This window comes from Moraxella oculi, from assembly GCF_023336735.1.
GTDB classification, from domain to species: Bacteria; Pseudomonadota; Gammaproteobacteria; order Pseudomonadales; family Moraxellaceae; genus Moraxella; species Moraxella oculi.
Genome location: NZ_JAMBAQ010000009.1, coordinates 23,779 through 36,798, shown reverse-complemented (window position 1 = coordinate 36,798; position 13,020 = coordinate 23,779). Strand labels below are relative to the sequence as shown.

Genomic DNA, 13,020 nt, shown 5'->3' with positions numbered 1-13,020 from the left:
ACACGAACGAGAATGAAGAGTAAAGACATGACAACAAATCACCGATATGTTTGGCATAAGCAAAATTTACAAGCCGCCACTTGTGGTGCTTGGCATGGAGATTTTTCTGGTCAGTCCACCAAAATCACGACAGATACTCGCACCATCAATGAAGGCGATATTTTTTTGGCAATTCATGGCGAGAACTTTGATGGGCATGATTTTGTCAACCAAGCCTTTGAGCAAGGAGCGGTACTGGCGATTGTCAATCAGGTGGTGGCAAGCAATTTGCCACAGCTTGTTGTTGGAGATACCAAAAAAGCACTAGGAATGCTTGGTCAATACCGCCGTGATGATCACCCTGATTTGACGGTTGTTGCCCTGACAGGATCGGCTGGTAAAACCACGACCAAAGAGATGCTTGGCAGCATTCTTGGGCAAATGGCACCGACTTTGATTACTCGGGGCAATCTCAACAATGATCTTGGCGTGCCGATGATGCTGCTTGATTTGACAGATGAACATCGATTTGCGGTGATGGAGCTTGGGGCGAATCATGTGGGGGAGATTGCCCATACCAGTGCTTTGGTGCGCCCTGATGTGGCCTGTGTGTTAAACATTGGTACGGCACATTTGGGTGAGTTTGGTGGTCGTGCCAACATTGCTCGTGCAAAGGCTGAAATTTACTCATCATTAAGCAGTGATGGCGTTGCGGTCGTGCCATTTGACGATGAATTTTTTGAGTTTTTAAATGAGTCGGCAAGTCAATTCACCAGTCGTATTTTAAGTTTTGGTGAGCGAAGTGTGCCGTTATCTCAAGCATCTTTATCTGATGATGATACAGCAATGCTGTGCAAGCAGGGTGTGGACTCGGTATTAATGATGGGTGATTTGTTCGCAGATGATGTTGATGTGGCGAATACATACACCAACTTTACGCTAAATACCAACTTGCATGTTGATGAGATTGAAAGTCTGCCAGTGCATTTGCCATTCATGGGCATGCATAATGTGGTCAATGCTCAGGCGGCGGCGGCATGTGCTTATGCGTTGGGCGTTCCTCTTGAGCTGATTGTAAAGGGTCTAGAATCGGCAAATCCGCCCAAGGGTAGGTTGACTCGTGTGGCATTTGGTCAGCATACATTCATTGATGATACCTATAACGCCAATCCGACCTCCATGCTGGCCGCTGCCAAAGTATTAGAACAAGAAGAGACGACTAAAATTTTAGTACTGGGAGATATTTTTGAGCTGGGTGAGGCGGCAGATGATGAGCATCATCGTTTGGGATTGAACTTGGCACAGCTGCATATTGATGAGATTTTTGGGCTAGGTCGGCACATGCTACACACGGTGCGTGGAGTCAATGAAATTCGCCCCATTGCGACACATTTTTCGGACAAAGATTCTTTGCTTGGTGCGTTAAATGCACGCTTGGACAGTGGTGCTGCTACCGTGTTATTTAAGGGTTCTCGTGGTATGAAGATGGAATCGCTCATCGACGCCTTGATGAATGCTTAACTTCATGAATTGTTAGATAAAAAATGGCAGTCACTGCCAGAAGGGTTAAATCATGCTTTATTGGTTATTTCAGCACAGCGATATTGCCATATCATCTTTGACATTGCGTGCCTTACTTGCGGTCATCACATCGCTGTTAATTGTCATTGTGGCTGGCAAACCAGTCATCAATTATTTACGCACCTTAAAATACGGGCAGGCAGTGCGTGATGACGGTCCAAAAACCCACTTAATCAAACAAGGAACGCCCACAATGGGAGGTGTGCTGATTTTGGTGGCCATTGGCATCTCAACCTTGGCTTGGGCAGATTTATCAAATCCTTATGTGTGGATTTTGATGGTGGTGATGGTGATTTTTGGGGCGGTAGGCTGGGCAGATGACTGGCTAAAAATCAAGCATAAAAACCCACAAGGCTTGATTGCTCGCAAAAAGTATTTTTGGTTGTCGGTTGGTTCGCTATTTGCAGGTGGTTCACTGTATTACATCGCCATACAACAAGACACCACCACGGCTGCTGCAATGCAAGATTTGCTGGTGCCGTTATTTAAGGATCTGGTGATTCCTCTTTCGGCAATTCCTCTTGGATTAGGCTTCATCATCTTGACTTATTTTACAATCAATGGCACTTCTAATGCGGTGAACCTAACCGATGGCTTAGATGGCTTGGTGATTTTGCCAGTGGTGCTGGTGGCGGCCGGGTTGGGTGTGTTTGCGTATATTTCAGGCTCGGCCAATTATGCGGCATACATGCATGTGCCTTATATTGCATACAATGCTGAGGTCATCATTGTTTGTGCATCAATTGTTGGTGCAGGACTGGGCTTTCTTTGGTATAACGCCGCACCTGCTGATGTGTTCATGGGTGATGTTGGGGCGTTAAGCTTGGGTGGCATGCTCGGTACGATGGCGGTAATGACACGCCAAGAGCTGGCGTTCGTCATCATGGCCGGGGTGTTTGTGGCAGAGGCGGTGTCGGTGATTTTACAGGTGGGTAGTTATAAGATTCGCAAAAAACGCATTTTTTTGATGGCACCTTTACATCATCACTACGAGGAAATGGGTCTAAAAGAAACCAAGGTCGTTGCAAGGTTTTATATTGTCTGTATCATTTTGGTGGTGCTAGGCTTGATGACTTTAAAATTGCGATAAGACCATCCATCTATAAAACCCACGATTGTCGTGGGTTTTTTTGCATTGTTGTCGCAGAAGGCTGATGGGTGTGCTACAATGATTGCCCAATATCAAAGCATAAACCCATCAACAAGTGATGTGAATGATATGAATACCAATCAAAATCAAGCCATGCAACAAAAACCATTTCCAGCACTGTGGGTGCTTATCTTGGGTGTGATGATTGCCATAGGGCCACTTGCCATTGACATGTATTTACCTGCCTTGCCGACCATGGCAGAGGATTTTGGGGTGAGTACTACCAGTTTGGCTCGTTCTGTGCCTGCTTATTTTATTGGGCTTGTGTTTGGGCAGTTATTTTATGGTCCGTTTTCTGATAGGATCGGCCGTGTTAAACCCATGTATATTGGCATGGTGATTTTCATTATAGCATCTGTGATTTGTGCCATGACAAAAAATGAATGGATTTTGTTTGCTGCTCGCACCATGCAAGCTGTGGGTGCGTGTGTAACAAGTGTGGTAGCTAGGGCATCTGTGCGTGATGTCTTAGATCCCATTCAGTCGGCACGAGCATTTAGCTTGATGGTATTGGTGATGGGCGTTGCACCCATTTTAGCTCCGACATTGGGAACTGTGATTTTGCAAGCAGCTGACTGGCATGCTCTGTTTTGGTTTTTGGCGGCATATGGAGTGTTCATCATCATCTTGACCAAATTCTTTTTAAAAGAAACACTTCTACCAGCCAATCGCAACACACGCCCCATGCGTGAGACTTTGGTTGGCTATCTTGACTTGCTCAAAGACAAAACTTTCGTCATTCCTGCGATGGCGGCTGGGTTATTACAGGGGGCTTTTTTTATTTATTTATCAATTTCTAGTGTGTTGTTCATGGAGAATTACGGTCTTTTAGAAAAGGAGTTTGCTATTGCATTTGGAATCAATGCTTTTGGTTTTGTTGCTTTAACCCAAGTTAATCAATGGCTACTTAAAAAAATCCCATTGATAACACTCTTGCGTTTTGGGGCTTTCCTGCAAGTCTTTTCAGCGACATGCCTTTTGGTGCTGGGGAGTGTCTTTGGAGGTCAAGCAAACTTTATGTTGGTGTCTGTCGCCATCTTTTGTTGCATTGCAGGACTTGGTTTTACCCAACCGAATGCCACTGCTATCGCGCTTGCCTTTCAAAAAAAGCGTGCAGGCATGGCGTCTGCAATGCAAGGTGCCATGCAGTTTTCGGTAGGAATTTTTGGCGGTCTGTTGCTTAGCTTTTTTGATGCTGATCCAGTAACAAAGCTTGGCATCACAACATTCGTCTTGACTGCCATTGGTGCTTATCTCATTTGTCAACTTGATAAAAATATTCGACTGTCCGATATTGATTGATTTGACGGTCGTTTGCAGGCTGGCAATCAAGAGATGTTAACCACCACGATGGTAGGGGTGGTTGTTGATGATGCTCATTGCACGATACAGCTGTTCTACCAAAATCACACGCACCAAGGGGTGGGGGAGGGTTAAGTCGGATAAGGACCACTTAAAATCAGCTGCTGCCAACACCTCTGCCGACACACCATCAGCACCGCCAATCACTAAGGCAATGTCCACTCCTTCTGCCATGACTGCATTGAGTCTGTCGGCCAGAATCTCGGTTGAGATCATCTTGCCTTTGACTTCCAAAACCCAAAGACGCTCTCTTGGTTGTCGGGAGGTTAAGATGGTTCTTCCTTCTTGTTGTTTGTATTTGTCGATTTCAGCAGGCGAAGGGTTTTTACTGCGTTTGGCAGGGGGGAGTTCGATGATTTGAGTGCTCATCATGGGGTTGATGCGTTTTAGATATTCATCAACACCAGAGTGTACCCATGTGGGCATTTTATGACCAACGCTTAAAATTCGTAATTTCATACAACACGCTCGGTTTAAAGATTTTACTTATTATAGATAAAAATCAAAAAAATCTCCAAATTGAGGCAAAATTGATGTAAAAAAATGGCGGAAATTTAAAAACTTTGTTATGCTAAGGCTTATTTTATTACTTAGGAAGTAGACATGAATATACACGATTCAAATCATCCAGCTCATAACGCCATCACTTATGAATATGCGGGTTTTTGGTTGCGGCTTGTGGCAAATATTATTGATGCCATATTATGGGCGTTGATCAGTTTGCCACTGCTTTATTTGATTTATGGCAATGCTTATTTTAGTAATCCACAGCCATTTGCTGGTGGGTTTGATGTGATTTTGTCAACAGTATTACCAGCCATACTTTCTGTGGTTTTTTGGCTAAAAAAAGACGCAACTCCTGGAAAAATGTTGCTTGGTCTTAAAGTATTGGACGCCAATACGGGCAATCGCTTGACGCCAGCACAAGCAATTTTGCGCTATTTTGGTTATTTCGTATCGGCATTTGTACTGTTCTTGGGCTATATTTGGGTGGGTATTGATAAGAAAAAGCAAGGTTGGCATGATAAGATTGCCAAGACCGTGGTTGTGCGTGAACGCTGATGCGTCAAAACACAAGACGCATTGGCGATGCTTATGAAAATCGTGCTTGCCAAATGCTACAAGCAGGCGGTCTTGACATCATCACTCGTAACTATCATGCGTCAAAGCTGGGTGAAATCGACATCATTGCCCAAGAATGCAAAGCCAACCGATTCGGTCAAATGGTGCGGACGATTATTTTTGTTGAAGTGCGTGCCAGAAGACATCGCCATCAACCATTTGTCAGTTCAGTACAGAGCATCACCATTGCCAAGCAAAGAAAAATCATTCAAGCGGCAGGGTATTTTTTGCAGCATCATGAATCTTTTGCTGGGTATGATTGTCGTTTTGATGTGATTGTCTTTGATGAATTTGGTGAGCGTGCTACTGGTGAGTGGATTAAGTCGGCATTTTTGGCGGAGTGAATGCGTTGGTATTCATGTGTCATGAGCATGCCTGCCTTGAAATTTAATAATGACTACAAAGGGTGAATATCATGAAACAACTGGCATCGGCTGCCATGCTTGGTGTGCTAATGACGCTGACGGCGTGCGGTACACTTGGTAACACTGCTCAAAGTGTTGATTTTGCTGACATGGGGCGTAGCTTGCCTGAGCGTATCAGCGACGAAAGCATTGAATTTACAGCGCGCAAGCAGTTATCATACATTGCTGGTGTGAATGAAAATACCGTGCGTATCGCCATTGACAGCTTTCATCGCGAGGTGTTGCTGACAGGCGAGGTGCCTAATGAGACGGTCAAGACCGACATTGAGGCAATGGTAAAATCCATGAAAGATGTGACGGCGGTCTATAATTATCTGACAATTGCCCAAACGCCAAAAAGCCAAAGTCATACCGTGCATGAAAACTACCTAAAATCAAAGATCAATGCTCGCTTGATGGCACAGCAAGGCATCAAGGCATCTCAATACAAAATCGTTGTGCGTGATCGTACGGCATATGTGATGGGTCATATGACTCCAATCCAACAAGGATATGTTTTAGATGCCATACAGCATACCGCAGGCATGGCATCAGCGGTTACTTTAACGACTTTGGTGAATGACGATGTTTCTGTGGGTGCTAAGATTCATCCTAACCCAACGCAGCCTAGCTCAAGTAATGGTGTGATTGATGGGGGTGGGGTGTATCAAGCCAAACCTTATGCCTTGCAAGAAATCTATGTACCAAATGCCACCACCAATGCTCCAGCAAATATTGAGCCTGTCTATACGCCAGTAGGTATGGGTAAAAGCACAAGTGGTTATGTGCAGCTGTATCAAGGAACGAATACTCCTTAGTTTTGACTGATTAAGCTTATGACCTCACAAAAGAAAAACGCAACAAAGCTAACTTTAAAGACTTAAGTTTTGCTATAATAGCGTGTTTTTAAGCGATGAACTGTTAATATTTTTTTGGAAAAACTCATGAATGCTGATGATTTGATTGAATTGTTACAACCACACTTCCCAAAAGCCGAAATCCAAGCGGCAAATCAGGGCAATAAATTTGAGGTATTGATTGTTGATGCGGGTTTTGAGGGCAAGCGATTGGTGCAGCGTCAGCAGGCTGTGTATGCCATCGTCAATCCGCACATTCAAAGTGGTGCGATGCATGCCCTAACCATTCATGCACTGACTCCTGATGAATACCAGGTCAAACAAAACTAATGAGGCAAGGAAGTGCTATGGATAAATTTAAGATCACAGGCAAGAGCCGCATTGCAGGCGAGGTTACCATCTCTGGTTCTAAAAATGCCGCCTTGCCACTATTGGCAGCGATGATACTGCCTAATGGCGAATCTGTCTTACATAATGTTCCTACCTTAAAGGACACAGAAACGCTCATCAAGCTCATTGCAGGTACAGGTGTGGCAATCGCTAAGCAGGGCAATACTGTCGTAGCAGACGCACGCTGTGTGACAGACTACTATGCACCCTATGAGCTGGTACGCACCATGCGTGCATCAATCTTGGTATTAGGACCTTTATTGGCACGCTTTGGTGAAGCGGAGGTGTCTTTACCAGGTGGCTGCTCAATCGGTTCTCGCCCTGTGGATCAGCATCTAAAAGCCTTTGAGGCGATGGGAGCTTCCATCACGGTAGAAAATGGCTATGTCAAGGCAAAAGCACCAGCAGGCGGTCGTCTGATTGGTTGTGATTTTAGCTTTGATATGGTAACTGTGGGTGGTACTGAAAATGCCATCATGGCGGCCGTACTTGCCAAAGGTGTTACTCGCTTACAAAACTGTGCTTGTGAGCCAGAAGTCGTTGATTTGGCAAAAATGCTTGTCACCATGGGCGCTAAGATTGACGGTATTGGTACGCCGACGATGGTCATTGAAGGCGTTGATGATTTGCACGGATGTGAATACACGGTCATCTCCGACCGCATTGAGACTGGATCATATCTAGCAGGTGCCTTGATGAGTGAGGGAGATGTTCTAACCAAGAATACCTCAGCAGAGTTTTTATATCCTGTACTAAAAAAGTTTGAATCCATGGGGGCGATCATCACGACAGGGAATGATTGGATTCGTGCTGTCATGAAGGGCCGTCCAAAGGCGGTGGATATTCGCACACAAGTGCATCCAGGCTTCCCAACAGACATGCAAGCCCAATTGATGGCTGTTTGCTGTTTAGCACAAGGTACCAGCACCATCATAGAAAATATTTTTGAAAATCGCTTTATGCATGTCCCAGAATTACAGCGTTTGGGTGCGAATATTAAGGTTGATGGCCATGCTGCAGTCGTTGTGGGTGTGGATTCATTTACCCCAGCTCCTGTGATGGCAACCGACCTGCGTGCTTCAATGTCATTGGTGATGGCGGCAGCTTGTGCTGATGGTGAGAGCATCATTGATCGCATTTATCACATTGACCGTGGTTACGATGATGTGGAAAATAAACTGCGTGCATTGGGCGTGAACATTGAACGCTTAAAAGGCTGATGATGCGCACCGTTTTTAGCGGTGCGTTTTGGTTAATGAGATTTTGTGGGCTGAATAAACGGTGGCGATGATGAGTAACTTTGATGGATTGACGATTGCCTTGTCGAAAGGGCGAATTTTAGATGAAACCCTGCCTTTGTTTGATAGAGCGGGCATTCGTCCTTTAGAGGATATGAATAAATCTCGCAAGTTGATTTTTCAGACCAGTAGTCCTGCTGTGAGATTTTTACTACTGCGTGCGTCCGATGTTCCGACTTATGTGGCACATGGTGCGGCGGATGTTGGCATCTCTGGTAAAGATGTATTGATGGAGTACGATGGCGATGTGTATGAGTTGCTTGATTTAAACATTGCCAAATGCCGATTGATGACAGCTGGTGTTAAAGGAGCGGTATTGCCAAAACGACGCCTACGCATCGCCACCAAATACGCTAAGGTTGCCAAGGATTATTTTGCCTCTCGTGGTGAGCAAGTAGACATCATTAAATTATACGGTTCTATGGAATTGGCACCGCTGGTGGGATTGGGGGATTTGATTGTCGATGTGGTGGATACGGGAAATACTTTGCGTGCCAATGGACTAGAACCATTAGAAGAGATTTGCCAAGTGTCATCACGATTGATTGCAAATCCTGTGAGCCATAAGCGTAAATTGGCACAGCTTGAGCCGATTTTAGAGATTTTACATGACGCTGTAAAAAAACAACACTTAGGATTATAAGGAGGCGTGATGCCAGATTTGGTCATTTTAAACAGTCAAGACGGTGATTTTAAAAAAAGATTGGCAGATTTATTGTCTTTTGAGACCGTTACTGACAAAGCGTTGGTTGAGACGGTTGACGATATCATCACCCAGGTGCGGACAAGAGGCGATGATGCTGTATTTGCCCTGACTAAGCAGTTTGATCAACATCCTGCTAGAAGCGTTGATGAGCTGTTTGTTGATGCGAATGCTTTAAAAGTTGCCTTTGAAGGTTTGGGTAATGAGGTTAAAACGGCATTGCAGTCATCTGCTGAACGCATCTTTGAATTTCATCAATACCAAAAAGAATCGGGTTTTTGTTTTGTAGATGGTTTGGGCAACACTTTGGGGCAGAAAGTTACACCGTTGGACAGCGTGGGCATTTATGTTCCAGGCGGTCTGGCAAGCTATCCGTCTAGTGTGCTGATGAATGCCATTCCTGCCAAGGTTGCTGGCGTGGCCAACATCACCATGGTTGTTCCTGCCCCAAAAGGAGAGTTAAATCCCTTGGTGCTGGCAGCAGCACATTTGGCAGGAGTGGATCGTGTCATTACCATCGGTGGGGCACAGGCAGTGGCAGCTTTGGCGTATGGCACTAAGCGTATCACAAAAGTGGATAAAATCACAGGGCCAGGCAATAAATATGTTGCTGCTGCTAAGCGAGCGGTATTTGGACAGGTGGGTATTGATATGATTGCAGGACCTTCTGAGGTACTGGTCTATGCCGAAGGTGAGGCAAATGACGATGCTGACTGGTTGGCGATGGATTTGTTATCGCAAGCTGAACATGATGCGGTGGCACAAGCGATTTTTGTAACCACTTGTCCCAAGCAACTAGAAGCGGTAAAAAACGCACTTGATAAGGCCTTAAACACACTACCAAAAGCTGACATTGCCAAAACGGCACTTGCCAGTCGTGGGGCATTGATTTTGGTTAGGGATAGAAGTGAGGGCGTAGAGGTCATCAATCAAGTTGCTCCTGAACATTTGGAGTTGTCTTTAGATGATCCATCGCAAGTTGAGCGACAGATTAGGCATGCAGGAGCAATTTTTCTAGGTAGGCACACGCCAGAAGCGATTGGCGACTATTGTGCTGGTAGCAATCATGTATTACCAACCTCAGGCACGGCAAGATTCAGCTCGCCTTTAGGAGTGTATGATTTTACAAAAAAAACCTCACTGATTCATTGCACGCCAGAGGGCTCAAAACCACTGGCCAAGATTGCGGATATTTTGGCGGTGGAGGAAAGTTTGCAAGCACATGCTTTATCAGCACGCTATCGCCATGGTGGTATTGTGTCGTCATGATGGCATCAGTTGGCGGTGAGAGACTAACTCATTTTGCGGTTGAAAATAAACACACCATGTGTTCAAACATAAAAATAAAGTAAGGGTAAAGTATGAGCATAGATACCAGATTGTGGAGTAATAAAATCCGAAAACTGACGCCTTATGTGGCAGGTGAGCAGCCAAAAGCAGAGGATTTGTGCAAATTAAACACCAATGAAAACCCTTTTGCACCAAGCCCAAAAGCAGTCGCTGCCATGCAGGCTGTTTTATTGGAAGATGGGCAGGTGCTCAGACTTTATCCTGAGCCTGAATCAGATGAGCTGTGCCGTGTGCTGGCGGATTATCACGGATTAAGGCGTGAGCAGGTGTTTGTTGGTAATGGGTCTGATGAAATATTGGCATTTATTTTTGCTTGCTTTTTTACCAAAGAACGACCATTACTCATGCCTGATGTGAGTTATAGCTTTTATCCTGTCTATGCACAAACTTTTGGGGTGGATGTTCATACCATTGCCTTAAAGGATGATTTTAGCATTGACTTGGACGATTATCGCATTCCTTGTGGCGGTGTGATTCTCCCAAATCCTAACGCTCCGACAGGCATTCTCTTACCAATTGAAAACATTCGTAAGCTTGCCAGTGAACACCCCAGTTCTGTCATCGTCATTGATGAGGCTTATATTGATTATGCTGATGAGGTAAAAAGTGCGTCTGCGATCAGCTTGATTGATGAATTTGATAACCTCATAGTAACACAAACTTTCTCAAAATCTCGCTCTTTGGCAGGGCTTAGAGTGGGAGCGGCGTTTGCCAATCCTAATTTGATTACTGCTTTATCCATCTACAAAAACAGCTTCAACAGCTATCCACTTGACCGTGTGGCACAAGCTGGGGCAGTTGCCAGCATTTTGGACGATGCGTATTTTGAACAAAAGCGTCAAGAGGTGATTGCCCTTCGGGGTGACTTGGCTGAGTCTTTAAAGGGGTTGGGTTTTGAGGTGTTGCCATCAGCGGCTAATTTCTTATTTGCTAAGCCATCTCACGACACACTCAGCACCAAAGAGATTTTCGATGCGTTGCGTGCATCAAAAGTAATCGTCCGTCATTGGGATAAGCCACGCATCAAAGACCATCTGCGTATCACGGTAGGAACTGCCGAACAAAACGCTCGCTTGATTGCAACATTAAAGGAGATTTTGTGAATGACGGATAAGGCTTGTAAAGCGTGAAATGTTTCAAAGCCCAGGCATTTGTGCTAAAATGCTTGGGCTTTTTGTGGGACAGACATTAAGCAACACTGAAAGTTCATCAGCCAGCTACTCTAAGATTAGCCAGCCACAAGGAAAAATTATGACCGTCATCAAGCAAGAAGATTTCATTCAATCCATCGCAGACGCATTTCAATACATCAGCTACTATCATCCTACCGACTATATCAAGGCACTTAAAGAGGCATTGGCTCGTGAGGAAAATCCTGCTGCCAAAGATGCGATGACGCAGATTTTAGTCAACAGTCGCATGTGTGCTGAGGGCAAACGACCCATTTGTCAAGACACAGGGATTGCTACGGTATTTTTGAAAGTGGGCATGACTGTTCAATGGGACGCCATCATGAGTGTTAATGATATGGTTAATGAAGGTGTTCGCCGTGCCTATAAGCATCCTGATAACACTTTGCGTGCTTCGGTGCTGGCTGACCCAGCGGGCAAGCGTGTTAATACCAAAGATAACACCCCTGCAGTGATTCATATGGAAATCGTGCCAGGCGATACGGTTGATGTTATCTGTGCTGCTAAAGGCGGGGGTTCTGAAAATAAGTCGAAGCTTGCCATGCTAAACCCATCAGACAACATTGTGGATTGGATATTAAAAGCAATCCCAGAGATGGGTGCTGGATGGTGTCCACCTGGCATCTTGGGTGTTGGCATTGGAGGTACGCCAGAAAAGGCAATGTTACTTGCAAAACAAAGTCTCATGAGTCATATTGACATTCATCAGCTTAAAGAAAAAGCCAAAAGCGGTGCTGATTTATCCACCACTGAACAACTGCGATTAGAAATTTTTGACAAAGTGAATGCGTTGGGTATTGGGGCTCAAGGCTTGGGTGGACTGACCACTGTCCTTGATGTTAAAATCCTAGATTATCCGACACATGCCGCATCAAAGCCTGTGGCAATCATTCCTAACTGTGCCGCCACCCGTCATGTGCATTTTGAACTAGATGGTAGTGGCCCAGCCGAGCTTGCAGCTCCTGATTTGTCAGTTTATCCAGACATCACATACAGCCCAGATAATGGCAAGCGCGTGAATGTTGATGCCTTGACAAAAGAAGAGGCGGCAACTTGGAAGACGGGCGATGTGTTGCTTTTAAGTGGAAAAATTTACACGGGTCGTGATGCTGCCCACAAACGCATGACCGACATGCTTAATAATGGCGAAAAACTCCCCGTTGATTTTACCAACAAACTCATCTATTATGTCGGACCTGTCGACCCTGTGCGTGATGAGGTGGTTGGGCCTGCTGGACCCACAACCGCAACTCGCATGGATAAATTCACTCGCCAAATGCTTGAACAGACAGGGTTGCTGGGTATGATTGGTAAATCCGAAAGAGGTGAAAATGCTTGCAAGGCAATCGCTGATAATAAGGCGGTTTATTTGATGGCGGTAGGCGGTTCAGCTTATTTGGTGTCCAAGGCAATTAAAAAAGCCAAAGTTGTTGCCTTTCCTGAGCTTGGCATGGAGGCGATTTATGAGTTTGAGGTTAAGGACATGCCTGTGACGGTAGCAGTCGATAGCAAAGGAGTTTCTGTTCATGCTACCGCCCCCAAAATTTGGCAAGCCAAAATCGGTAAAATTCCTGTGAAAGATGCTGACGAAGCTTGATGATTCTGTCATTTAAAAAACCCAAGTCATTGAACTT

13 protein-coding genes are annotated in these 13,020 nt (G+C 45.1%); 12 read left to right on the top strand and 1 reads right to left on the bottom strand.

Annotation, left to right across the window (positions count from 1 at the left end):
• Positions 1-27 precede the first annotated feature (27 nt).
• The 3 genes from M2R47_RS05565 (at position 28) to M2R47_RS05555 (ending at position 4,012) form a co-directional block, all read left to right on the top strand.
• Positions 28-1,500: a UDP-N-acetylmuramoyl-tripeptide--D-alanyl-D-alanine ligase gene (locus M2R47_RS05565; protein ID WP_249100128.1), complete on the top strand. Its 1,473-nt coding sequence runs from the start codon at positions 28-30 to the stop codon at positions 1,498-1,500.
• 52 nt (positions 1,501-1,552) lie between these two features.
• Positions 1,553-2,650 (top strand): phospho-N-acetylmuramoyl-pentapeptide-transferase, encoded by a 1,098-nt coding sequence (gene mraY / locus M2R47_RS05560; protein ID WP_249100126.1) that lies wholly within the window; start codon positions 1,553-1,555, stop codon positions 2,648-2,650.
• 129 nt (positions 2,651-2,779) lie between these two features.
• Positions 2,780-4,012, top strand: a complete 1,233-nt coding sequence (locus tag M2R47_RS05555; RefSeq protein ID WP_249100123.1) for a multidrug effflux MFS transporter — start codon at positions 2,780-2,782, stop codon at positions 4,010-4,012.
• A 36-nt stretch (positions 4,013-4,048) separates the two neighbouring features.
• Here M2R47_RS05555 and rlmH read toward each other — a convergent pair whose 3' ends face one another.
• Positions 4,049-4,531, bottom strand: a complete 483-nt coding sequence (rlmH, locus tag M2R47_RS05550; RefSeq protein WP_249100121.1) for a 23S rRNA (pseudouridine(1915)-N(3))-methyltransferase RlmH — start codon at positions 4,529-4,531, stop codon at positions 4,049-4,051.
• Between the two features lie 144 nt (positions 4,532-4,675).
• Between rlmH and M2R47_RS05545 the strand changes: the two genes are divergently transcribed.
• From M2R47_RS05545 to M2R47_RS05505, 9 genes are all read left to right on the top strand, one after another.
• Positions 4,676-5,134, top strand: coding sequence for an RDD family protein (locus M2R47_RS05545; RefSeq protein WP_249100120.1), 459 nt, complete (start codon positions 4,676-4,678; stop codon positions 5,132-5,134).
• The gene (locus M2R47_RS05540; protein ID WP_249100117.1) at positions 5,134-5,538 is read left to right on the top strand and encodes a YraN family protein; all 405 of its coding nucleotides are present in this window, start codon (positions 5,134-5,136) and stop codon (positions 5,536-5,538) included. Before M2R47_RS05545 ends, M2R47_RS05540 begins: the two co-directional genes overlap by 1 nt.
• Before the next feature lie 71 nt (positions 5,539-5,609).
• On the top strand, positions 5,610-6,416 hold the full coding sequence (locus M2R47_RS05535; RefSeq protein ID WP_249100114.1) for a BON domain-containing protein: 807 nt from the start codon (positions 5,610-5,612) through the stop codon (positions 6,414-6,416).
• Positions 6,417-6,542: 126 nt separating this feature from the next.
• Positions 6,543-6,785, top strand: a complete 243-nt coding sequence (locus M2R47_RS05530) for a BolA family protein (protein ID WP_249100111.1) — start codon at positions 6,543-6,545, stop codon at positions 6,783-6,785.
• Between the two features lie 17 nt (positions 6,786-6,802).
• On the top strand, positions 6,803-8,065 hold the full coding sequence (murA, locus tag M2R47_RS05525; protein WP_249100108.1) for a UDP-N-acetylglucosamine 1-carboxyvinyltransferase: 1,263 nt from the start codon (positions 6,803-6,805) through the stop codon (positions 8,063-8,065).
• 70 nt (positions 8,066-8,135) lie between these two features.
• Positions 8,136-8,786: an ATP phosphoribosyltransferase gene (gene hisG / locus M2R47_RS05520; protein WP_249100106.1), complete on the top strand. Its 651-nt coding sequence runs from the start codon at positions 8,136-8,138 to the stop codon at positions 8,784-8,786.
• A 9-nt stretch (positions 8,787-8,795) separates the two neighbouring features.
• Positions 8,796-10,115: a histidinol dehydrogenase gene (gene hisD, locus M2R47_RS05515; RefSeq protein WP_249100103.1), complete on the top strand. Its 1,320-nt coding sequence runs from the start codon at positions 8,796-8,798 to the stop codon at positions 10,113-10,115.
• A 92-nt stretch (positions 10,116-10,207) separates the two neighbouring features.
• Positions 10,208-11,299, top strand: coding sequence for a histidinol-phosphate transaminase (hisC, locus tag M2R47_RS05510; RefSeq protein ID WP_249100100.1), 1,092 nt, complete (start codon positions 10,208-10,210; stop codon positions 11,297-11,299).
• Positions 11,300-11,444: 145 nt separating this feature from the next.
• Positions 11,445-12,983, top strand: coding sequence for a fumarate hydratase (locus M2R47_RS05505; protein ID WP_470365337.1), 1,539 nt, complete (start codon positions 11,445-11,447; stop codon positions 12,981-12,983).
• Positions 12,984-13,020: the final 37 nt, after the last annotated feature.